General features: G+C 47.2%; 19 protein-coding genes and 1 pseudogene. 4 read left to right on the top strand and 16 right to left on the bottom strand.

Annotation, left to right across the window (positions count from 1 at the left end; all coding sequences use genetic code 11):
* Positions 1 to 216 (top strand): annotated as a pseudogene (locus Q0257_RS12380) (hypothetical protein); the annotation flags it as partial.
* A 47-nt stretch (positions 217 to 263) separates the two neighbouring features.
* The gene (locus Q0257_RS12375; protein ID WP_298025218.1) at positions 264 to 701 is read left to right on the top strand and encodes a hypothetical protein; all 438 of its coding nucleotides are present in this window, start codon (positions 264 to 266) and stop codon (positions 699 to 701) included.
* 537 nt (positions 702 to 1,238) lie between these two features.
* On the opposite strand, the gene Q0257_RS12370 is transcribed toward Q0257_RS12375, so the two are convergent.
* The gene (locus Q0257_RS12370) at positions 1,239 to 1,922 is read right to left on the bottom strand and encodes an alpha/beta hydrolase (RefSeq protein ID WP_298025216.1); all 684 of its coding nucleotides are present in this window, start codon (positions 1,920 to 1,922) and stop codon (positions 1,239 to 1,241) included.
* 136 nt (positions 1,923 to 2,058) lie between these two features.
* Positions 2,059 to 2,880 (bottom strand): DUF364 domain-containing protein, encoded by an 822-nt coding sequence (locus Q0257_RS12365; protein ID WP_298025214.1) that lies wholly within the window; start codon positions 2,878 to 2,880, stop codon positions 2,059 to 2,061.
* A 241-nt stretch (positions 2,881 to 3,121) separates the two neighbouring features.
* Here Q0257_RS12365 and Q0257_RS12360 point away from each other — a divergent pair, with 241 nt between their 5' ends.
* Entirely contained in the window at positions 3,122 to 6,394 is a 3,273-nt protein-coding gene (locus tag Q0257_RS12360) for a S8 family serine peptidase (protein WP_298025211.1), read from the top strand.
* 394 nt (positions 6,395 to 6,788) lie between these two features.
* A complete protein-coding gene (locus tag Q0257_RS12355; RefSeq protein WP_298025208.1) occupies positions 6,789 to 6,938 on the top strand; it encodes a hypothetical protein in 150 nt (49 codons plus the stop codon).
* Between the two features lie 157 nt (positions 6,939 to 7,095).
* On the opposite strand, the gene Q0257_RS12350 is transcribed toward Q0257_RS12355, so the two are convergent.
* The 14 genes from Q0257_RS12350 to Q0257_RS12285 form a co-directional block, all read right to left on the bottom strand.
* On the bottom strand, positions 7,096 to 7,605 hold the full coding sequence (locus Q0257_RS12350) for a hypothetical protein (RefSeq protein WP_297989635.1): 510 nt from the start codon (positions 7,603 to 7,605) through the stop codon (positions 7,096 to 7,098).
* A complete protein-coding gene (locus Q0257_RS12345) occupies positions 7,602 to 8,555 on the bottom strand; it encodes a hypothetical protein (protein WP_298025205.1) in 954 nt (317 codons plus the stop codon). The genes Q0257_RS12350 and Q0257_RS12345 overlap by 4 nt, the downstream gene beginning before the upstream one ends.
* Complete coding sequence (locus tag Q0257_RS12340) at positions 8,552 to 9,229, bottom strand: ABC transporter ATP-binding protein (RefSeq protein ID WP_298025202.1); 678 nt, start codon at positions 9,227 to 9,229, stop codon at positions 8,552 to 8,554. Before Q0257_RS12340 ends, Q0257_RS12345 begins: the two co-directional genes overlap by 4 nt.
* Positions 9,226 to 10,335, bottom strand: a complete 1,110-nt coding sequence (locus Q0257_RS12335; RefSeq protein ID WP_298025199.1) for an FtsX-like permease family protein — start codon at positions 10,333 to 10,335, stop codon at positions 9,226 to 9,228. Before Q0257_RS12335 ends, Q0257_RS12340 begins: the two co-directional genes overlap by 4 nt.
* Entirely contained in the window at positions 10,325 to 10,513 is a 189-nt protein-coding gene (locus Q0257_RS12330) for a hypothetical protein (protein WP_295098450.1), read from the bottom strand. The genes Q0257_RS12335 and Q0257_RS12330 overlap by 11 nt, the downstream gene beginning before the upstream one ends.
* Complete coding sequence (locus Q0257_RS12325; protein WP_298025197.1) at positions 10,510 to 11,634, bottom strand: nitrous oxide reductase accessory protein NosL; 1,125 nt, start codon at positions 11,632 to 11,634, stop codon at positions 10,510 to 10,512. Before Q0257_RS12325 ends, Q0257_RS12330 begins: the two co-directional genes overlap by 4 nt.
* A 31-nt stretch (positions 11,635 to 11,665) precedes the next feature.
* Complete coding sequence (locus Q0257_RS12320) at positions 11,666 to 12,499, bottom strand: tetratricopeptide repeat protein (protein WP_298025195.1); 834 nt, start codon at positions 12,497 to 12,499, stop codon at positions 11,666 to 11,668.
* Between the two features lie 10 nt (positions 12,500 to 12,509).
* A complete protein-coding gene (ccsA, locus tag Q0257_RS12315) occupies positions 12,510 to 15,200 on the bottom strand; it encodes a cytochrome c biogenesis protein CcsA (protein ID WP_298025192.1) in 2,691 nt (896 codons plus the stop codon).
* 15 nt (positions 15,201 to 15,215) lie between these two features.
* Positions 15,216 to 16,187, bottom strand: a complete 972-nt coding sequence (gene nrfD / locus Q0257_RS12310) for an NrfD/PsrC family molybdoenzyme membrane anchor subunit (RefSeq protein WP_298025189.1) — start codon at positions 16,185 to 16,187, stop codon at positions 15,216 to 15,218.
* A 1-nt stretch (position 16,188) separates the two neighbouring features.
* Positions 16,189 to 16,896, bottom strand: a complete 708-nt coding sequence (locus Q0257_RS12305) for a 4Fe-4S dicluster domain-containing protein (RefSeq protein WP_298025186.1) — start codon at positions 16,894 to 16,896, stop codon at positions 16,189 to 16,191.
* A 28-nt stretch (positions 16,897 to 16,924) separates the two neighbouring features.
* Positions 16,925 to 17,698 carry an FKBP-type peptidyl-prolyl cis-trans isomerase N-terminal domain-containing protein gene (locus Q0257_RS12300; protein ID WP_005870892.1) on the bottom strand — a complete coding sequence of 258 codons (774 nt, stop codon included), beginning with the start codon at positions 17,696 to 17,698 and terminating at the stop codon, positions 16,925 to 16,927.
* A 51-nt stretch (positions 17,699 to 17,749) separates the two neighbouring features.
* Entirely contained in the window at positions 17,750 to 19,825 is a 2,076-nt protein-coding gene (locus tag Q0257_RS12295) for a cytochrome C (protein WP_298025184.1), read from the bottom strand.
* Between the two features lie 104 nt (positions 19,826 to 19,929).
* Positions 19,930 to 21,348: a DUF3365 domain-containing protein gene (locus Q0257_RS12290; RefSeq protein WP_298025181.1), complete on the bottom strand. Its 1,419-nt coding sequence runs from the start codon at positions 21,346 to 21,348 to the stop codon at positions 19,930 to 19,932.
* Positions 21,338 to 22,027, bottom strand: coding sequence for a response regulator transcription factor (locus Q0257_RS12285; protein ID WP_291940170.1), 690 nt, complete (start codon positions 22,025 to 22,027; stop codon positions 21,338 to 21,340). Before Q0257_RS12285 ends, Q0257_RS12290 begins: the two co-directional genes overlap by 11 nt.
* Positions 22,028 to 22,279 lie beyond the last annotated feature (252 nt).

Here is a 22,279-nt window from a genome sequence, read left to right as displayed (position 1 = left end):
AAATTTGCTATATTTAACGGCAATTATATGCAATTTAACCATTCGGAGTATCTGTACGATACGAGAGAAAATTTTATTATCGTGAAGCAATACTATAAAGAGAGAAAAAATGCCGTATTTGGTATCGGAAAAGGTTTTAAATTTGATAACTGCGGGAATTTAAATTATCCGCTGGAAGAATATTATTTGGGCGGTAGGGATATAGAGAGGCGCTAAATTCTCTAAGATGAATTTCATTAAAAAATTTATGGGACTTAAGACCGATGGACGCGGAGCAAAGGTATAAATTTCACAGGGCGGCGAGGTATTTGCTGGCGGTGCCGATGGTTTTCTTGCTTGATTGGTGGGTGACGTCTTTGATTTTGGCGGTTTTGCCTTTTGAGGGTGCGCTAAGGATTGCCGTTTTTGTCGCAATATTTGCGATTTTGGCTTGTGCGCTGCTTTGGTATTTGTTCAAAAGGTATAAAAACTTTAAGCTAAGCAAGCTTTTTGTTAAAAATCCAAATCTCAGTTTACTGCTTTTTGCGGTAGAAAATTTATCGCTCGGCGCTTTTTACGGTGGGTTTTTGGCATGCCTCGTGGCGGGGTATTTTTGGGGCGAGCGTGCCGCCGGCTGGAGCGCGGCGTTTGCGTTTGCGTTTGCGCCCGTTTGTCTGATCGTTTTCGTGACCTCGTATATGTTTAACGAAAAGAAAAGCTAAGCCTATGCGCCTTTCGCGCCCACTAAATTTTATCTCTCGCGCAGCACGGGCTTAGGCACGGATTTAGCCCGCGCGGGCCAAGCGAGATTTGAAATTTCATCATCCCGCTTGCTTTAAAATTTTAAAATTTCATCGTCGCAAAAGCTCCGCCGCGGGCTCTAAATTTTATCTTCTACGCGGCGCGGGCTTGAGCACGGATTTAGCCCGCGCGAGCCGAGTATGAAATTTCGCCGCGGACAAAATTTTGCAAACGGATGAAATTCTTACTAGCCACCATACACACTGCGCTTTAGCACTCGCACGATACGCGCCTATTGCCGCTGCGGCGTTTACAAAATTTTAAAACGGCGCAGAACTTTGCCTCGCAAACGACGATTACGCCGCGGGCTTATCTATTTATTTATGCGGGCAGCGAACTTTGAGCTAAAGACTAGACCCTTATCTTAGCTACAAAGCAAATCCGAGCTTTAGCATAGAAAAGCGTGAGCGGCAAATGCGAAAGCAAAAACCAAATGGGCGGGCGCGTTTGCCCCAAATCTAGCCCTTTAGCTTCATCATTTTTTCTAAAATTTCATAGACTAGATCAAACTTGGTAAAGCCATCCCTGTCTAAAAAATGCCCGCCCTTCTCCACTTCGTAAAACTTAGCGTCCATCTGCCCCGCTAGCTCGCGGCTAAAGCTAAACGGCACGATATAATCGTCCTTCGCAGCAACCACCGCACGCTGTTTTGCGGCGGCTTTTATGCGCCCAAAATCAAAGCCCTTATCCATAAACTCGTCTAAAATTTTAAATTGCGGATCGCTAAGCGGCTTTGCAAGCCCCGAGACTAGCACGATCCCCTCTACTGCGCCGCTTGCGGCACTGCTTTGTAAGAAATTTAAGATCGTAGGGCAGCCGAGGCTGTGTCCGACCAGATAGACTTCGCCTTCAAATTTTATGCTTTCTCGCAATGTCTTCAGCCACTCATCAAGCCTTGGGTGCGCAGGCGTGGGCATCGCTAAAATTTCCGCCCTCGCGCCCGATTTTTCGATCTCGCCTTTGAGCCAGGCAAACCAATGGCTTTTAGGCGAAGCGTCGTAGCCGTGCACGATATAGACGCACTTTTGCATATTTTTCTCCTTCGAATTTAAGCTCGCCCCAAACGAGGCGGTACCGACGCAAAGTAGCGAAGCTGCGCACGCCAAGCTAAATTTCATCGCATTTCGTCTTTTGCTATTCATCTATAGCTCCTCTCATTTCTAAAGCGGACATTTTACATCGTTTTTTAAAAAAGACTTCTTAAAACGTTCGCGTAGATCTATAAAAATTCGCGGCAAAGCCGCTTGCGCGCAGAATTTCAAAATTTCAATCCGCGCCCTAACCCTTGCAAATCGTGATTTTATCGGCAAATTTACCCAAAAAATGATACCCAGAGCCTGCCTGCGCGATGATATCGAGTACCGCGTCGGCATCCCGCACGAGCGTGCCGCCCGCAAAGTCCACGCCGCGCTCAAACAGCGCCTGCGGCAGTAGCGGCGTGGTGGGCCCCACGAGCACGAGCTTGGCGCCGCTTTTTTTCAGTCGCAAAAGTCCCTGCAGCGTGTCGTTGATGAGCGTCGTAGCCGTGATTATCACATTGTCGGCGCGCGGCACGACGCTTGCGGCCTCGCTTGCGGGCAGGTAAAACGGTAGCTCGGCCTGCTTGAGCGTGCTTTTATCAAGCTCTAAAATTTTAAAATCCGCGCCATTTTTCATCAGCGTCTTGATGTAGGGCACCAGCGCGCCCACGACGACGCTAAAGCTGCCGCGCTCGATCTGCAGCTGCTCAAAGGGATCGGCGCCGAATTTCACGTCGTAATCCGCGCGGATTTTATCGAAACACGCCCTTCCAAGCGCATTTAGCGCGGCGAGCGCGAGCGTCTTTTTAAGCGGCGCGGCGGAGCCCAGATCGCGCAGCAGATAGCGCACGCTCTTGCCTGCGATATTGCCCGAATCGGGCATCGCGCTTGCTTGCGAGGGGCAGCAAACGGCGCCCGATAGGGACTTTAGCGGCGTATAGCTAAGCCCGCACGCGCCTCCTTGCAGCTTCACGCCGCTAAAAAACAGCCCCACGACCGCGCGCTGGATCTTAAGATCCAGCGCCTGGGCGCCTAAAATTTCTTTCGCGCACTCCAGCGTCTGATCTAAAATTTCGCTCATTTTTGCTCCTTTGATGTGGAATTTAGCGCCATTATAGCTTAAAATTTCGGCGCCCGTATTGATATAAATTTATTTGTTGAGCATTTGTTTTATATGCCGTAATATATAAAAAGTTTAACTTACGCAAGCTCATTCCTTCTGGTATTATCTAAAATTTGTAATTGAAATTTCTTATTTATAATAATTAATATTTAATTTTAAGCAATGTATAATTAAATAAATTTTTTACGAAAGGATATCTATGAATTACGATCTAACATCGAAATTTACAAATTTGCACTGCAAAGAGCGCTTAAACCTACCTACGCTATCCATAGCGGCATGTTTGCTGCTGTCGGGTACTTGTCTAGGCGCCTATACCGAAACGGGAATGCTCGGTAATACGAGTAGTTGGGAGAGTGACGAATATAAAAAAGATTGGGGTTTAACCTCAATGAATGCTTCTACGGCTTATGCGCTAGGCTTTGACGGTAGTGGCGTAAAAATCGGCGTTATGGACTCGGGCGTACTGCTTAGCCACCCAGAATTTGGAGGCGGAAGGATAAATATTGTAAAAAGCAGTGGCGTATACGATAAAGACGGAATGAGATATCCCGATACTAAATATGGCAATTCACCCTTTAAGGCAGGTTCAAGCAGTGAATACGACGAGACAAATAAGGGTGAGTTTAAAAAGGGTGAAAAATTCGACATCGATGGCTCGTGGCAAGCAGGCGTAAATGATAGCCACGGCACGCATGTGAGTGGTACTATGGCTGCAAGCAGGGACGGTAACGGAATGCACGGCGTAGCGTATAAGTCGAATTTATACTCCGCAAATACAGGCGGCAACGATGGTATGACTTACGGACCGAATCAGGATTACAATTTTTTTCTAAAAGGTTACAACGCGCTTGCCGATGCAGGCGTTAGGGTAATCAACAATAGTTGGGGGTCAAATAGAAAGGTAAATTCCGCCTACTCGGGCGCTACGGGCTATAAACCATCCTCCGGCTTAAGGCATATAAACGAATACAATACGAACATCAGAGATACTATCAGTGTTACTGAAACTAACAACGCTAAAGATCATATGTATCTAAAAGACTTAAACGCAGCCAAAAAAGCTTACTATCAGTTTGTTACTAAAGGCGAGAAAAGCTTCATAGACGCTGCATACGAAGTAGCGGTCGAAAGGCAGGTCATTCAGGTTTTTACGGCGGGAAATAGAAGCCTTATGGCGGAGTCTTTTACTCGTGCAGCCCTGCCGTATTTTAGGCCTGATGCAGAAAAATACTGGGTAAATGTCACGGGACAAAATGGTACTTGGGGCTATCCTAACGGCAGTAACGCAAACGGCGAAGTAAGTGATGCACAGAGATTTAATCTCGCAGGAAATTCCAAATGGTGGACGATCGCCGCACCCGCTGCAGATATTTACTCCTCCACCGTAAATCTAAAAACTAAAAAGGCTTCATACGCTAGCTGGGGTGGTACCTCTATGGCGGCTCCACACGTAAGCGGTGCGTTAGGTGTCATATTTCAGCGCTACCCATATATGAATGCGGCACAGGTCCGCGATACGATGCTTACTACCGCAAGACAAACGACGCTTAGGGCAGGTCACGAAGGGCAACCCTTGGAGCGCTGGGGCAGTGACGGGCTCGGCGTACCAAGCAAAGTCTGGGGCTGGGGTATCTTAGACCTTGGCAAAGCAATGTTTGGTCCTGGGCAATTTTTAGGAAATTTCGACATTACTATGGATCAAGACGATATATGGAGCAACGATATATCTGATAAAGCTATCAAATTTAGAAAAATCGAGGATCAAAACGAAGCAGCCGTTTGGGCAGCAAGAAAAGCCATCCTTGCTTCAAAACAAAATTTAAGCCCAGAGGAAAAAGCTGAGCTTACTTTTGAGACCGCAAGAGAGAAGGCGAGAGCCGAGCGGGCCGCACAGGGCTATGAGGGTGCGCTTATCAAAAGAGGCAGCGGCACCTTAACACTTACGGGCGACAACACTTTCACCGGGGTTACCACTATCTATGGTGGCAAAATTTCGGCGCTCAATCAATCAATCGGTAAAAGTAAACATATCGATGTACAAAATGGCGGCGAACTTGAAATTTTGCACTCTGCAGTATATAGGATACCTGAAAGGAACGGCTGGCGAAGCGTGAGCAAGGCAAGCGATGCAACCACCGTAAAAGCAACAATCAATAGCGGTGGTGCATTCGTAGTAAATGATGGCGTGAATAATTTAAATTTGAGCTTTAAGCAAGGCTCATTACTAAGAGCAGGGCAAGTTAACACTAGCGATCTTCAAAACCTCGTCGACAACCCCGGCTCTAAGAAAATTTTAACCGCCACGGGCACATTTAGCGGTGCAAATTTAGCGAGCACTCAGGATAGCTATGCGTTTTTCAAAACGAGCAAAGAAGAGGCGAGTGGCTCAAATTTACGCCTTTCGATCCAAAGTGGAACGAGTATGCAAGATTTCGCATTAAGCTCTTCGCAAAGAGCGTTCGCAGATCTACTCGTCGCCAATCGCGGCAGCGGAATTTATACGCAAATTTTAGGCTCAAACCATGCTCAAGCGCGAGAGTATTATAGCGCGTTCGCAAATGATGCTGAATTTGCTGCGGCAAATAATTCCGCGATAAATTCCATAATGATGGCAAGCATCGTTAAAAACCGAGGTGGCGCGAATGCTGTAAATATTGATAAAGACACTAGATTTTGGATCTTTTCGGGCACAAATCGAATTAAATCTGATAAAGATACCGGTATTGGCAAATTGCATTCCGATTCATTCGTAAATTTAATCGGTATTGACTCTTTAATCGGCGATAGTTCAAGCGTCGGTGTATTTGTAGGCGCAGGGCGTACGGACGATAAAATAAGCGGCACCAAGGAGGTCAAAAGCAAGGATTTTCATAGCGGAATTTATTCCGACATCGGTTTTGAACCCGTTAAATTTAGCTTCGGTGCGATATATTCAAAATATGATCGAGATAGAAAGCTAATCTCATCGGTTTCGCCTATAGCTTACGAATATGTAGGCTCAAATGCCTCTAGTTTAAGTGCATTCGCACAGGTTTCTTATATGGGTTTTAGCAACGCGGACAGCTTTAGTGTAGAACCCTACGCTGGTGTTTCGCATACTCGCACGAAAATAGATAACGTCAGCAACTCTTTGATTCGCATTGAAAACAAAACGCGAAATTTACAAGCCGTAAGCATTGGTATAAAACCTAGCGTTCCGTTTAGAATCGGCGGAGTAGGTTTAAGAGCAAGTGCAGACGTGGCATATAATCGCTTCTTTTCGGATAAGCAGCCGCAGGCTTATTTATACGTAAACGGGCTAGGTGGTACGCAGCTAAAAGGTGAGAAGTTACAAAACCTAACGACTGCCGAAGCAGGAATCGAGGCGTCTCTTTCAAGCCGTGCTACGCTTAAGCTCTCCTACGTCGGAGCATATGGAAGCGATATTAAATCTAACGGCATAGGACTAAGATTTAGACTGGAATTTTAGTAGAAAGGTAACGATGAATTTCAGTGGCACCGAATTTTGAGCCAAGCGTTTTAATTTGGATCGAATTAGACATTTTTTAATTCTATGGCAAGACGGCGTAGGGGGTGTGAATTTCGCATTTTAAAGGCGATAATTTTCGCGCCTCACGCCGAAAGCCGTATAAAATTAACGAGCGAGTGCGGTCTGGAATTTTAACGCGGACGAAGCGGCAAACGAGCAAGCGATATTGATGGGGTAGCGAACAGGCGGTGCGGACGGATCAAATTTAACGAGCAAGCCGATGCGAGCAGACAATGCGAGCTAAATTCCATAAGAGCGGACGAGTGAGAGTTTGGACATAGACGGGTAAATTTAACAATAGTAAGCCGATACGGGCTGAATTTTAGGCTAGCTTATGAGCGAATGCGGGCTAAATTTCAATAAATACGAATGGGCGCGAGCCCAGGCGGGGATACAGGTTAAATCTAATGAAAGTGGCGAGAGCAGGCTAAATTTAAAGGTGCGGGCGCGAATAAAATTCAAGCTGCACGCGAATAAAATTTAAGCGGCGGGCCGTATCTGCGACAAGTCGCGCCCGCTGCGGAGTTAAATTTTATTTCTACCTGCCGCACGGCTAAATTTTATTTCATATCCGCCGTAGGGTTAAATTTTATTTCCGATCCATCGCGGGACTAAATTTCATTTTCCGATCCGCTGCGAGGCTAAATTTTATTTTCCGAAAGCAGAATGTTGATGAGCGGATTTAGCAGCGTTTCGCCGCGAGCGGCGCACAGCACGATCTCGTCGTAGTAGTAGTCGCTCCTGCCGTAGTTGTGAAACTCATATGCGCCAAAGCCATATCCCATCGGCGTGATCTCGACGCGCGAGTACCAGGCGTCCTTAGCGATGATGTATCTTTCGGTATCTTGCGAATAGACCCACACCACGATCTCGTCCTTGTTTTTTTGCCGCATCAGCCACATAAAGACGTTTGCGATGTCGTTGAAAAAATATGTATCGCCGTTTGGCATAACGGCCTGAGCGGTGTTGTACAGATCGTTTATCACCGTGCCGCTCTCGTGGCATAGGTATTTGCCGAATTCAATCTGCAGCGGCTGCTTATCCGTGTTGCCGTGGCGCACAGAAATTTTGGATTCGGCTATATCCATCGACGATATGAGCAGCCCCATCACGCAGGCGAGCAAAACCGCGGCAAAAATTTTCTTAATCATAGCAACGCGCCCCGCACGAAGTAGTATTTGACGACGTAGGCGCTGCAGATGAGCGCGTTTAGAATGAGCCAGAACGAGGAGTATTTAAGCAGGTGGGTGTAGGCGCGCTTGGTGATGAGCTCCGTTAAAAACGGCACGATGCCGAAAAATATGCCCAAAAACAGCGAGCCCCAGATCGCGTAGCCGACGAAGTAGTAATCCTTCAAAAGCATGCAGTACGGGCATTTGTGATTAGGCTGCTCGTAAACGTAAAGCCCGAAAAAATAGGTGATCGCGTAGTATGCGACGAACAAAAAGAGCAAATTCAGAGCAAAGCTCGCCATCGACTGCTTTAAGAAATTTAAGATCAAAATGGCGCCTAATATCGCGTAGAAAAAGGTCGCCAAAAGCGCCTGCGTGTAGCCGAACGGAAGCTTCGGCGCGCGAAATACGACCGAGCAGCAAAACACAGGCACGCGCAACGGGATATTGATAAAAAATAGAATTTCTAAAATAAACTCCGCTAGGACGCCTGCAAAAAGGATGGTAAAGATCAGGTATTTGCGCTTGAGGTAGGGAAATTTGCCCGCTTTAAGATCGAGGCTGTTTAAAATAAGCCAGAGCCCAAAGCCGAAGATCAGTAAAATTTTTAAAAGCAGTAGGATGTTGCCGTAGCGGTTCGAGCCCACGACGCCCGCGGAACACATCGCGCCGGGCACGACCGAGGAGAGCTCGTTTAAGCAGAGCGCGAAAAATATAAACAAAATGATCTTGCACGCTATCGTGAAGAACAAAATGGTGTTGATGAGATAGTTTCTTTTCTCCAGGGCGTATTGTAAATTTGAGGTGGCGTTAAAGTCCCAGTAGCGCATGATCCGCACGATGTGAAACTGCGAGATCGCCATCAGCGCTATTACGATCAGCTCCACGGCCAAAAACGCGATCACGCTGCCCGACAAAAATACGCTCATGCTGAAATTTCTCCATCTTTTAAAAACACGTATCGATCCACGAAATCCAGCTCGTCGAAGAGTATGTCGTGCGTCGCGATCAAAACGGTTTTTTTAAGCTCTTTAAGCTTTGAGAGCATCTCGATAAAACCGAGCGAGTTTTGTTTGTCTAAATTTGCCGTCGGCTCGTCGGCCAAGATGATCTGCGGCCTCATCACGAGCGCCCTAGCGATAGCGCAGCGCTGCTTCTCGCCGCCGCTAAGGCTGGAGACGATCTGATCTTTTTTATGAGCGATATTAGCGATCTGCATCGCTTCATCTATGCGCGCGTCAAGCTCATCTCTGCTCAGCCGCTCGAGGCTAAGCGGCGCAAGGACGTTTTTATAGACGCTAAGCGCCTCAAGCAGGTTGAAAGACTGAAAGATAAAACCGATTTTTTTGTGGCGATACGCGGAGCTTTCGATATCGGCGAGCTTGGAGACGTTTGCACCGTCCACCAAAACCTCGCCGCTACTCGGCTTAGAAAGCGCGCCTATGATGGATAGAAGCGTGCTTTTGCCGCTGCCGCTGACCCCTTTTAAGATTACGATCTGCCCCTCTTCGACGCTTAGGCTTATATTTTTCAAAGCGCGAAATTCATTCGCCCTGCCCTCGTTGTAAATTTTAAAAAGCTGCTTGATCTCTATCTTGCTCATTTGACCGCCTCGCTCATATCGCCTATAGCGATGCGCCAGGATGGGATGATGACGAACGCCAAAAACGGGATCACGCTAAAGACGAAGATCAAAAAGAGCATATTGAAATTTATCGCGGGCGTGAAGGTGATGAAATTTCGCAGCTCGCCGCCTAAGAATATATCGCGCAAAAGCGGCGCATCCAGGATAAAAACATAAGCATAAGCGCCCGCGACGCCGAGCAGATAAGCGCTTAGCGAGACGATGAAATTTTGAATAAATTTCATCGCGATGATGTCTTTTATACAAAAGCCGATGCTACGCAAGATCGCGATCTCCTTTTTCTTCTCGCCGTATGCGAGCGAAATTTGATTTTTCAGTAAGATGAAAAATGAGATCATCGCCACGGCGTAAAGCACCATAAAAATTCCGCCCTTGTAATAATACAGATGCCTTACTTCGGCTACCGCGTCCTCGGCACTAAGGACTTCCGTGTTGGGGTATAAATTTACGATCTTAAGCGCTACTTCGCTTACTTCGTTGGGGTTGGGCACGCTTACGTAGAGCTTCGTGTATTCGCCCTCCTTCAGGCTTAGCACCTCGCGCGCGGTGGCGGGATTTAGATAGATCACGTCGTTTGAGACGATGCTGCTTTCGTGCGGCGAAATTTTATTAATCTTAATCGCGATTAGGCGCTGTTCGGTTAAGAAGTGAAACTCGTCCTCATAGTACCACTCGCCCATCGCCGCTTTTACCCCCTCGCCTACGATCATTTCGTTTTCGCTCAGGCTTTCGTCGCCTACGATATGAAACCAAACGCGCTTTTGAGCGAAGTAATACATCCCGTCCACGGCGCCCTGCACTTCGCTGACGCCCGCGATCTTAGAGATGTCGTAGATATAGCCGTCGTGCATCAGGTCGCGTTTGCCGGCGCGCAGAGCCTCTACGACGATGTCGGGTCTGAGCTTGATGACCTTTTCAAGATCGTTTTGAATGGAGCCCGAGATGAAAAGCACCGAGCTTAAAATAAAAACGATAAATGCAAATATCGCGAAGCTAAAAGCGTGATCGGCTCTGTCCTTTCGTAGCAGAGTTACGGAGTAGTCGATGAAGTTTTTACTTATCATAGACGAACTCCGCGTAAGCTTTACTTTTAAAGCTGCTTGAGAGCCGCACATCCTTTATCTCGCGCGCGAGCTTTTGCAGACACTGCTCGCCCTTTGCGCGATCAAAGCTTACATAATGCACCGCGATGAGCGCGTAAAGGGCGGCAAAAAAGATCATTAAAGCGCAAATGAGCCTCATAGCCCTTCTATTACGCTCTCTTGAATTTCATCAAATTTAAGTACGCTCTTGCCGCCATGATCTTTGGCGAAGGTCTTAGCCGCGCTCTCGCTATCAAACGGAATGAGCTCGTCGCCCATCGGTCCTAAGACGTTGGAGCCGAGCACGAAAAAGGCGCTTTTAGCATCGATCTTGTGTAGCTTGTAGTAGTCGGTTACGTAAATTTTATCAAAGCTCTTGCCCTTTTGGAAGTAGTATTTCATCATATCTTTCACGCCGTCAAAATACAAATTCTCGCCGCCTTGAATCTCTATCATCGCCGCCCAGTTAGGGTTTTTGCCCACTAGCATGCCGCAGACCGGGCATTTAGCGCCCTCAGGCACGACGATCTTTTCAGCCTTTTTCGCCTTTGCATCTTTACCGCTGCTGCCTAAATTTGCCGGCGCGTCCCACAAATATAGCGCTGCGGCTTGTAGGTGTTTGTCGTATTCAGGGGCTTTGCTAGCGCCCTTTGCGTCGCAAGTCTTTTTGAGATGAGCTTTGAGCTCGGAGATGGCTTTGAAGCTTTTGGCGTCCGTTTTAGCGCAGTTTGTTTCGTAAAATTCTTTACCGTGCGCGTAAACGCCGCCCTCGCGCTTGGCTTTAATCATCTTATTATCGCCCTCGAAATCCTGCCCCGCAATCTCGTAGGCCTTGGCAAAGTTCACTATCTCGCCGCCGTTTTCGGCTTGGAATTCTTTCGCGTCGGCTTCGGTTGAAAAGGCGTATTTGCTATTGCGCGTCATCGTGCCTTTGACCTTGCTACCCACGACGTAAAAGGCTTTATTTACATCGATCAAATTTAGATTTTTCGTATCTACTACCTGTGCATCGCTTGGAATTTTGCCGCCCGTAATCTCGTACAAACAGTGCAGAGAAGCTACTTGCTTGCCGTTCCAAACGTGATTAGTTTTATAAAATTTAACCAAATTCATTCCGCAAACGGCGCAGTATTCTTTGCCCTCGCCGCTTCCTACAAGCGTAGCCTTGCTAGGATCCACGCTTTGAAACATAGGATTTGCCGGTTTATTGGCCCCATCCATGGAGGCGCCGCAAACGAGCGCAACAAGCGCAGCCGAAGCCAAAAACGAACGTAAAATCATACTATCTCCTTAAAAATTTGATGTTTTAAATCTACTTACTAATCGAATTTAAAAATTCCAAATTCTCGCATCCCATCTTGATGCCGCCGTCACAGCTTTTTTTGAAAAACTCTTTTGCTTTGGCGTTATCGGACTTCACACCCTTGCCCTCGGCGTACATTATGGCTAGGTTATTACAGCCGTCGAAGTGGCCGAGGCTGCACGCCTTTTCATACTGCTGCTTTGCTTGCTTATAATCCTGGTCCACCCCCTGCCCGAAGGCGTATAGATAGCCCAGATTGTTGCAGCCGATGCCGATGTCGCCACCGCAAGCCTTTTCGTAAAAAATTTTAGCCTTTGCGAAGCTTTGCTGTACGCCTTCGCCCTTCAGATACAGATAGCCCAGGTTGTTGCAGCCCATCATATCGCCATAGGTGCAAGCTTTTTCATAAAGGCTAGCGGCCTTGGCTACGTCTTTAGCGAGCCCGGCGCCGTTTGCGTACAAAAGCCCAAGCGATGTGCAGCCTTCGTTATCTTTGCAGGCTTTTTCGTAATAAGCCGCGGCTTTGGTGAAATTTTGATCCGCGCCGTTGCCGCTTTCGTAGATATAGCCTAGATTGTTGCACGCAAGCGCAAATTTAGCGCTGCACGCCTTCTCGTAGAGACTGATCGCTTTTTCGAAATTTTTCTCTACGTTGCCGGTGCCCTCAAAATATAAAACGGCTAGATTATAGCATCCCGAAGCTTTATTTTCCAAACCGCACGCTCGCTCGTAAATTTCTGCGAGTTTTTTATGATCGCCGCTTTGCTGCGCTTGAATGCCCTCGCTGATAAAGCCCGCATTTGCCGCTGCCGCCAAGGCTAACGCTATTAGAAATTTTTTCAAATTTACTCCTTTATATCGTTTTTACGTCCCTGCCCCTGAAGGCAAGAGCGATTATTAAAATTATCGCCGCTATTATACAATAAAACGGCGCGGGTATCTGCGGCGCATCTCCCGCGGCATAAGAGTGCATGCCGGTGAGGTAGAAATTTACGCCGAAATAGGTCATTATGATCGAGCTATACGCAAGCATCGAGCTCACGCAATAAACATAGATCGAGCCGAGTTTCGGGATAAATTTTAGATGCAGCACGATCGCATAGACGATGATCGAGACATACGACCAGGTCTCTTTGCTATCCCAGCCCCAGTATCGCCCCCAGCTCTCATTCGCCCACACGCCGCCGAAGAAATTTCCGAGCGTCAGCATCGAAAGCCCCACGATGAGGCTGATCTCGTTGATCGCCGTTATATATCTGATCTGCGCATTGAGCCGCTCGCGATTGGCGCCGTTTTTAAGCGCCATCAAAACAAGAGCCAAAAGCCCAAGCAGGCAGCTAAGCCCTAAAAATCCATAGCTAGCCGTAATAACCGAGACGTGGATGCTAAGCCAATAGGACTTTAGCACCGGCACGAGGTTAGTAATCTGCGGATTTACGAAGCTCATATGCGCTACTAGCATCACGATGCTAGCCAGCAAGCAGCTTGCGCTTAGCGTAAGTAGGGACTTTCTAAAAAATATGATCCCTGCAAGCGCCGCCGACCAACCGATGTAGATCATCGACTCATAGCTATCGCTCCACGGCGCGTGAGCCGCTACGTACCAGCGCAGCGCGAGCGCGAGGGTATGTGCCGTAAAACATATTGCAAAGGCTGCAAATGAAATTTTTTGCGCGGGCACAAAGCGCTTGCCGCAAAGTGCGCCGAAAAGCGCCAAAACAAGAGCTATGCCTCCTAGGATTATATAGCAATAAACGAGCTTTTTGAAAACCGAAGCTTTGTTGTAAAACACCTCGGCTTTGACGCGGCTAACGCTTGGAAGAATAGCCGCCGAGGTGGCTCTTTGGTAGTTTTTCAGCTCCGCAAGTGCTGCATCCGCTTTAGCCCAATCATTATCCGAAATTCCATCTTGCAAGCCGTTTAGATAGTCGTTTAGCACGCCTTTGATCTGCGGAGCAATACTATAATCCGCAAAGGCGTCGTTCGGCGAGAGCCAGGTGTTTTGCGGGTCGTTCGGCACGGGGATAAATTTAAAAAACACCCCTCTAAAGGTCAGATACGCGATATTTAGCCGCTCGTCGAATTTAATCAGCTCGTTATCGAGCACGCCGCGGCGCGAGGCGCTTTTTTCATTCGCTTCGTCCAGGGCGTGGGCGAGCTTGTAGTTGCCGTTTTCATCAAATACCGAATTAAAGCTCGCATATCGCTCCTGCGGCGCTAAGCCCAGCATCTTTTTGATCTCGTCGTTTTTGATCTTGATGATCTTTTGATCGCGCCAGAACGCGGGATTTAGGCTCATTCCTAGGATCATCTGTTCGGCGCTTAAGCCGTAAAGCCCCTCCGTGCCCGAAATTTTATTTACGATCTCGCTTGCTTCGGTGCTAAGCGGCTTGATCCTACCCATGTAATCTTGCACCAAAAGCTCCGCGAACGCGCCGTTTGCATGAACGCGCGAGTTGGCTTTAAGGTTTGCTAGATAGTTTTCATCCGCGGCGCGAAGCTCAATGCTGAAAAAAAACGGCGCTATTAGAAGCAGCGCAGCGGGCGCGTTGTTTTTGATAAATTTAGCTAGCTTTTTAAACCTGCTGCCCGCGGTAAAAAGATTGCCGATAAATCCGACGCAAAGCAAGAAATAGCCGAAATAAGTGGGGATTTTACCCGGATCGCGGTTAAGCTCTAGCACCGTGCCTAGCTCGTCCGTGTCGTAGGAGGATTGAAAGAGCTTAAAGCCGTCAAAGCTTAGCGGGTGGTTCATATAAATTTCATGCTCTCCCGCGCTCTTGCCCTCTTTTAAAATTTCAACGTCGCTAGCGTAAGATGACGGACTTTGCGAGCCGGGATAGCGCTCGAGCTTAAATTTCAAAAGCTTTACCGCAAACGGAAGCTCTATGAGCTTCGAGCCCCAGCTTAGCATTATTTCCTCGCCGTCAAAGTTTAAAATTTTAGGTTCCCCGAGCCAACCCGCGCCGCCGCGCAGCTCCGCCTCTTGCTCGCTTCCGCCCTCAAAGCTCGCTTTTACCGCAAGCGTGCCCTGCTCGCCTTTGGGCGCGGGTTTGTAGGAGCTAAATTTGACGGTGAAGCTTTTAGAATTTATACTTTGCGTGAAGCTAAAATCGTTATCGCCGATCTGGCTTAAATTTAGCGGATGCTCAAACAGCGCGTCTTGCGTACGGATTTGCAAGTATGGCTTGACGCTCACCATCTCGTTTTCGCTCTCGCCTGCCCTTACGTGCAGCACGCCCTCTGTGCCGAAATAGCGCGTCAGCGCCGCGCCGATAAAGATAACGATAAATGCCGCATGCAGAACGAAGGAGCCGAAGCGGCGCCACATTTTAGATTTTATGATTATGCCGAGCAGGCTAAGCGTCGCAGCACCCATGACGCACTCGTACCAGCGCGCCTCATAGACTAAAATTTTAGCAGTTTGCGTATCGTAAATGCTCTCTAAAAAGGTTGCGACGCCGGCACCTGCGGCTAGGATAAAAAGGAGGCAGAGCGCGAACTTGTAAGAGATGAAAAATTTTAATATTTTTAACGCGCTCATTAACCCTCCGCAGTTTTACATTATTATATCGTAAGTTTGTCCTGCGTATAGTATAAACATTCTAAGAAGTAATACTCCGACCACGCTGGCAAGCGCGCTAACGTAGAACGCAAATGCGGTGTGAGCGATCTTTTTGCCCAGTGCGAAATTTAAAACGAGCGGTACGCAAAAACCAACGCCTACGACGCCTAGCCAAAAAAGACGCGCGTAAATTCCCTCGCTGAAGGCGACGCTCGCGGCTTTTTGCACGTCGCTGCCCGTTACTAGCGAGACGAAAATCATACCGATTAATAAAATTTCCATCGCTAAAACCGGCCACTCGACTGCGTGTAGAATTTTTAGATCGCCGCCGTGCGGGTCTGCTTTAAAGAAAAGCGCGGCTATGAGGCTAGAGCCTGCGATGCCGGCAGATAGTCCAGATGCCACAAAAAGCGCAGGTAAAACGGCGGTATTTAGCAAAGGAAAGCGCACGAGCACCGAGATCAAAAATCCCGTGTAAGTGCAGATCGCGACCGCAAAAACAAGCGTAAGCGCAAGAAGTAGCGGGCGAAGCGCGTTTAAAATTTTCATTACGAGCGTGAAAAGCCCTTTTAAAAAAGTAAGTCTGCGCGATAAAAATCCGCCAAGATCAACTTCAAACGCATAAAGGCAGGCTACAAAGGTAAGCGGGATATAGACGCAAAGCGCCGCCACGCCCACGGACATAACCGAAGTAAAGTTATAATTGATCAAAATTTTCCAAAAAAGAAGCGGTCGCTCAAGATCGGCTACTAAGCAAACCATACCGAGTAAAATCGTAACGAAAGATAGCAGCGACGCAGCCTTAAATAGCGGCGTGCTTTCGGTCTGTTTTTTATAAAATTTGACGAGGATCGCGACTACTAAAGCGCCGCCGCTCATACCTGCTAGCAAAAGATAGACCGCGATCGGCCAGCCCCACTCCACGCCGTGCGAGAAGGTCGCAGTGAAATTTATAGCTCCGTTCATATCACACCCCCAGTTTTACCGCAGGAATATAGCGCAGGCTCGGCTTCGTGCCGCACTCAGGATGCATTCGCAGGCTATCTTTTACGCGAAGCAGCTTGCTGATGTGCGATTCTTCGTCGTTTAGATCGCCGAATACGATCGCCTCGTATCTGCACGCCTCGATGCAGGCAGGCTCGTGGCCGTCTTTTAAATTCGTATCCAAGCAGAAGTTGCAGCTCTCTGCGGCTCTTGTTTCGTGATTTATAAAGCGCACGTCGTAAGGACAGGCGACGATGCAGTATTTACAGGCGATGCAGTCGTCGGTGTTCATCGTCGTGATGCCGGTTTTTTCGTCCTTGTGGCAGGCTTTCGTCGGGCAAACTTTTACGCACGGCGCGTCCTCGCACTGCTGACAAGATACTCTAACATAGCGCTTTTCTTTCAAATTTAGCGGATCGGTTTTATCCTGGATAAAAAGCCTCATTTGGCCCTTCGGAACCGAATTTACCTTTTTACAGGCTATCTCGCAGTCTGTGCAGCCCACGCATTTGTTCTGATCGAATATCATGCCGTAGTGCGGCTTTTTCGGCTCTTGCTTTTTGCTGCTTGCGTTTGCGTCTTGCGCGCTTTTATCCGCGCTGTTTTGCGCGAGTAAGCTTGAGGTGATTGCGCCAAGCCCTAAAGAGCCGAGTGCGGCGGATTTTATAAAATTTCTTCTTTGCTTTTGCATATTCTCCTCCGACTAAATTTAAGCAAAACTACTTTGTTTTGTTCGCGTCGTGAAAGCTTTTAGCCTCGCTCTCGCTAAGCTTTTTCGCCGCATCGGCAAGCTCACCGGGCTTTAAAACTTTTAGTAGTTCGGCTTCAAAAATCACCACAGAACCCGCAGGAATTCTATCTACGTCCACGTTGCCGTAGGCTAAATTACTAGGGATTGTAAATTTATATTTCGAGCCCGTATTCATCAAAAGCAATCCCTCGCGTAATCCGTCGATTAAGCCTATCATAGAAAGATGCGCCGGAATTTTAGATGCGAAAGTATCGTCAAATACGCTACCGTTCGTCAAATACGCCTTGTAGTTCATCACTACTACGCTCTCGGGCTTTGGCTTTTCGCCCATACCTAGCTTTAGAATTTCATATTGAAGACCGGATTTTGTGGTTTTAACGTCCGGATTTTTGGCATTTTTCGCCATAAATTCCTTGCCTGCTTTTAAATTTTTATCAAGCTCCGCTTTGGAATTTGTTTCTACGATCTTATTTAGTTTATCGGCTCTTTGATTCAAAAGCGCAATAATTTCCTCATCTTTTAGTTTCTGCTGCTTTTTAAGAGCGTCCAAAAACCCCTCTATCACCGCATCTAAGTCGTATTTGACACCTAACGCGGCTTGTGAATGCAGCTGGTTTGAAACATAGCTTCCGGTAGAAGCTCCGATGCTATAAGATTCTTTTTGTTCTTGCGTAGTTAAATTCGCGCCCAACGCGCAGCTTGCCAAAACGATAGGCAAGAAAATTTTTAGTCTTTTTTGCATACATTTGCCTTTTAAATTTCGGGGCCGCGAACTTACGCGACCCCGAAAGAATTATAAATTATTATTTAGAATTCTTTGAGCCTCTTTGATATACTCTTTAGCGGCCTCTAGCCTTTGCTTAGTATATTTAAAGCCATGCATTCCCCATGAGCCGTCTTTTTCGATAAGATCGACGGTGTCTTGAGCTTTTTCGATCAGCTCGTAAACGCGAGTTTTGTCGCTGGAGTTAAGCTTTTTAGTCTCAAGGATAGAGTAAATTCCTTGAATACCGATCTTAACTTGCGAGAAGTCGCTCTTAATCGGAGTTTGCCAGCCCATAACCTCATCGTAAACCTGCTTTTGGTTCTTGAAGTGAAGTGTCTCTTTTAGCTCGGAAACGACAGGGCTATGGCAGCCTTTGGTATCTTGCATATCTTTATCCGCCCACGAGGTTCGTGCGCACGACCACATAAGATCGACGAAATTTCGTCCATCTTTATTTCTTTGGAAGTGCCAATCTTTCGCATCTCTTGGACCTTTAGCGGCATCGCCTGCGACTAGAGATTTTCTAGCAGGATCGATGTCGATCTTCCAGATGTGCGATCTTCTTTGAGTATCAAATCCCGCGTTGTCTTGGAACTGAATAGCGTAGAAGTTCTCGCAGCTCATCATAAACGGCATGTGGCAAGATGCGCAGGTGTTGTCTTTATGCGTATCGGCTCTTGCAGCGATGTAGGCTTGCTCTTGGTGGCAATCTTTGCACTCTTTTGTGATCTTAGGCTTTGTATAAAACGCGCTCAAATAGCCCTGCTCGGAGTTATAATTTACGCCCTTGACGGTTTTATCGCCAACTACCGGTCCGGTGTTATCGTGCGGATCGTGGCAGGTTACGCAGCGCATACCCTTCTCGTAGTGAGCGGTAAAGTATGATTGAGAGCCTTCAGAGCCGCAGCCTGGACCCATAGATTTAAATTTAGAGCTAAGAGATAGATCTGGATTTCCGTTGTTTATCGGATTAGCACGAGCTAAATCAGGGCTATAGTTAAATCTTTGGTGGCAGCGTTCGCAGTTTGAGGTTCTAAAATTTGTAGCGCCGTCAAGGTGACCGCCCGCTCCATGGCACTCTTCACAGGTGATACCCTTGGAGATAGTGTGCTTTTGAAGCTCTTTTGCGTTACCCAAAGCAGCATAGAATTCTTTTTTAGTTTTAAAATCGAATTTGAATGGGTGGCAGACTTCGCAATACGAGCTGTTTGCTTGGAAAAACATCGATTTTTTATATTTCGCAGCATACGACGCAAGACCTCTTACGTAACCGCCGTTATCGCCGTATTCCTCAAGTGTGCCTGGGAATTCCGGAACAATCTTTTTAATCTTTTTGACCGTCTCATCGTCTAAATTTAACGCCCAAGTCCTTTGGAATTGGTTACCGCCGGCTACGATCTGACCGGTACCATCTCGTAGCAAACCGCCCTCTACGTGATAGGTTCCGCGTAGAAGCCATGCATCTACGTAGCCGAATTTTGTCCTTAGATGCCCCACAGTCGCATAAATTACGTCAGGGGTAATACCTTTTGGAAGGATCGACGCGGTATCCGGACTAAATACAGGATCGGTTAGGTTATTATTAACCTCCGGATGCTCGCCCGGGAAGCGGATAGTAGTGGCGTGGCGCGATCTGCTCCATGTCTCATACTGCGCGGGGTGGCACTCGCCGCATTTTTCAGGACCTATGAATTTATTCGGAAATTGCAAAGAAGAGCCCGCAGGGATTCTATACATCATAGAGCTATAACCCTTGCCGTCGTCTCTTTTGCTAGCCTTTGAAAAGTCAAATCCATGCCCTTCCGCAAGCCACTCCAAACCTCGGTCGTGTACATCCATCTTACCGACCGTCTTACCGCCGTATTTGGTAAAAATCGGGTGATTTTTAAATAGCCAGTCATACATCTCTCGCTCTTCTACGACGTAGTCCTGCAAGGATATGACGCCTCTGCTTTGCAACGTGCCCTTAGGATTTGCGATGACGTCGCGCGATTTTTGCGACATTTCCATCTCATGCCCCATGCCTTCATCAGCACAGGCTCCTGCGGCAAAAATGCTAATACAGGCTAGCGCGCCGAGTAGCATCTTATTCCATTTTTTCATGGCTCCTCCTTTGAAAATCGAAATTTTAAATTAGCAAAGTTCTACGCTCGAAATAATATCAACAAAAAAGGGTGAAAAAGGGAGAAATTTAATGAAGTCTAAATTTAACGAAAAGCGATCGTAAATATCGCGCCTTCGTCGGAATTTGCAGCGCTTATGCTCCCTCTGTTTTTTTCGATTATCATCTTACTCATGTATAGCCCGAGCCCGCTGCCCTGCTGTTTTGTCGTAAAGTGCGGCTCAAAAATTTTATCTAGCCGCGCTTCGTCGATGCGGCTTGCGTTATTTTCGATCGTGATTACTCGCTCGCCCTGCTTTAAAAACGAGCGAATTTTAATCTCGCGCCGTTTAAGCGGCACGTCCAAAAACGCTTCCTTTGCGTTGTTTATGATGTTTATTAGCACCTGGATGAGCTCGTTTACGTTGCCGTAAAGGGTGAAATTTTCCTCTATCCGCACGCTTATATCGATGACGTGTTTTTTAAGCGAGGCGTTTAAAATTTTACGCGCCTGCTCGATCGCTTCGCCGGCGCTAAATTCCCTCTTGGGCATATTCGGATTGAAGAAATTTTTAAAATCCTCGATCGTATCGCTCATAAATTTTACCTGCTCGCCCGCGTCCCTAATGCCGCCTTCGAGCCTCTCTTTTGAGAGCTTGCCCCGCTCGTTGTAAAGCTCTAAATTTATGAGCGTGGAGCTGATTTGCGATAACGGCTGGCGCCACTGGTGCGAGATATTGCCGATCATCTCGCCCATTAGCGCGAGGCGGCTTTGATTTATCAGTAAAAGCTGAGTTTGCATCTTTAAAGTCGCGTTTTTTTTGTGAATTTTATAGATACAAAATATACAGATCAAAAATACCACAAGCAAGCTTAGGCCGCTAACGACAAACTCTTTGGTGTGATAGAGCAGAATGCTTTTTATCGGAATTTTAAAGCTTATCATCGCGATCGTATCGCCTAGACTGCCTTTAAAATTCCCCACGTCTCCGTAGAGCTCTTGCATCTTTTTAGGCGCTGCGTTGATGCTGTGGCATTCGGTGCACGAAGGCTGAGAGTTTGTTATCGGCAAGCTCAAAAGATACGAAGCGCCACCTTTATCGTAGACGATTCTGGAATATTCTTTGTATCTGTTTTCTTTAAAGCCCTCTAAAATTTCATTCTCAAACTCGCTTCCCTCATGCTCGGGATTGAGCGGATCGGTGGCGACGAGCTTGTAGTCGTAGTTGATGTTTTCTTTGGCGAGCTGAATTTTATAAATTTCGCGCGTTATGTAGGTCGAGGACATCAGCCTCGGATCGAAAAAATCCTCGCTTAGAAGCTTTTTTTCCTTAAGTTCGTTTATTAGCGGGCGCTGCACGGTCGAGACGTAATCGCGCACCGCATTCATCGTATCTAGGATATAAAACGCCTCGCGCCTCGTGTCCTTTAGCGCAAGCTCGCGGTAGAAGTTAAAAACCAAAGCCGTAATTACGATATATAGCAGCACGAAAAGCGCTACGATAAATTTAAATTTATACTTCAAAGAGATACCCCACCGCATATAAATTTTTGATCACGTCCTTGCCTATCTTGCGGCGTAGCTCTTTGACGATCGCCTTGATCGCCTCCTTGCTGGGCTGCTCGAACTCCCACATATAGTCGAATAGCTGCTCGTAGGTTACGGTTTGATTTTTGCGCGCTAAGAAGTACTCCAAAAGCTTGCTCTCGCTTTTGGAAAGATGACAGGCGCTGTCTTTGACGTAGATGATCTTTTTGGCAAAATCATACTTCAACTCACTGCTTATGCTAAATATCGGCGCGTGATTTATCAGCTCCGCAGCGACGTCTTGCAGCGCCTTTATAAAGGCGTTTTTGTCGTACGGCTTAGGCAGATACCTAGTGATCTTAAGCTCCACCGCCCGCCACAGATACTCCTGCTCGGTGTGGCTCGAAAGTATCACGATCGGCACTGAGATGCCGGCAGCGCGGATCTTTTTAACGACCTCTAGCCCGTCCATATGCGGCACGCCGATATCAAAAACCAGTGCGTCGTACGAACCGCTCATCGCCTCATCAAGCGCCTCCAGCCCGTCCTTAACCCCCACTACTTCGCCGAAAAACAGCTGTAGCGATTCGGTTATATTTTTTAAAATCCCAGGCTCATCCTCTAGGCAAAGAACCCTTTTATTGGACAAAACATCCAATAATTCGTAATCTTGCATACTCTATCCGCCTCCAAGTTTAGCGCATTTCATTCTTAATCGTCTCTTAAAATATAACTAGACTTAAATTATATAAATTTAGCATTAAACTAACGTTAAAAAATATACCAAAGCGGTTTGCACGCAAATTTAAACCTGCAACCGCCTATGTGCGAGCTTTGCGCCTGCATAAGTTGGATAAAAATATCACAAGAACGTAAAAAGGCGGGGCGATAAGCTTGATATTAAATTTACCACCTCGCAGGCGACAGA

This window comes from uncultured Campylobacter sp. (assembly GCF_938018035.1).
GTDB lineage: Bacteria > Campylobacterota > Campylobacteria > Campylobacterales > Campylobacteraceae > Campylobacter_B.
This window is presented reverse-complemented; position numbering and strand designations above follow the sequence as displayed.

Coding starts and splice junctions, on each gene's coding strand:
- Q0257_RS12355 (WP_298025208.1), top strand. CDS start 6,789: ATGAGCGAATGCGGGCTAAATTTCAATAAATACGAATGGGCGCGAGCC.
- Q0257_RS12285 (WP_291940170.1), bottom strand. CDS start 22,027: ATGCAAGATTACGAATTATTGGATGTTTTGTCCAATAAAAGGGTTCTT.
- Q0257_RS12345 (WP_298025205.1), bottom strand. CDS start 8,555: ATGAGCGTATTTTTGTCGGGCAGCGTGATCGCGTTTTTGGCCGTGGAG.
- Q0257_RS12330 (WP_295098450.1), bottom strand. CDS start 10,513: ATGAGGCTCATTTGCGCTTTAATGATCTTTTTTGCCGCCCTTTACGCG.
- Q0257_RS12335 (WP_298025199.1), bottom strand. CDS start 10,335: ATGATAAGTAAAAACTTCATCGACTACTCCGTAACTCTGCTACGAAAG.
- Q0257_RS12365 (WP_298025214.1), bottom strand. CDS start 2,880: ATGAGCGAAATTTTAGATCAGACGCTGGAGTGCGCGAAAGAAATTTTA.
- Q0257_RS12325 (WP_298025197.1), bottom strand. CDS start 11,634: ATGATTTTACGTTCGTTTTTGGCTTCGGCTGCGCTTGTTGCGCTCGTT.
- nrfD (WP_298025189.1), bottom strand. CDS start 16,187: ATGAACGGAGCTATAAATTTCACTGCGACCTTCTCGCACGGCGTGGAG.
- Q0257_RS12340 (WP_298025202.1), bottom strand. CDS start 9,229: ATGAGCAAGATAGAGATCAAGCAGCTTTTTAAAATTTACAACGAGGGC.
- Q0257_RS12300 (WP_005870892.1), bottom strand. CDS start 17,698: ATGCAAAAAAGACTAAAAATTTTCTTGCCTATCGTTTTGGCAAGCTGC.
- Q0257_RS12375 (WP_298025218.1), top strand. CDS start 264: ATGGACGCGGAGCAAAGGTATAAATTTCACAGGGCGGCGAGGTATTTG.
- Q0257_RS12360 (WP_298025211.1), top strand. CDS start 3,122: ATGAATTACGATCTAACATCGAAATTTACAAATTTGCACTGCAAAGAG.
- Q0257_RS12370 (WP_298025216.1), bottom strand. CDS start 1,922: ATGAATAGCAAAAGACGAAATGCGATGAAATTTAGCTTGGCGTGCGCA.
- ccsA (WP_298025192.1), bottom strand. CDS start 15,200: ATGAGCGCGTTAAAAATATTAAAATTTTTCATCTCTTACAAGTTCGCG.
- Q0257_RS12305 (WP_298025186.1), bottom strand. CDS start 16,896: ATGCAAAAGCAAAGAAGAAATTTTATAAAATCCGCCGCACTCGGCTCT.
- Q0257_RS12295 (WP_298025184.1), bottom strand. CDS start 19,825: ATGAAAAAATGGAATAAGATGCTACTCGGCGCGCTAGCCTGTATTAGC.
- Q0257_RS12350 (WP_297989635.1), bottom strand. CDS start 7,605: ATGATTAAGAAAATTTTTGCCGCGGTTTTGCTCGCCTGCGTGATGGGG.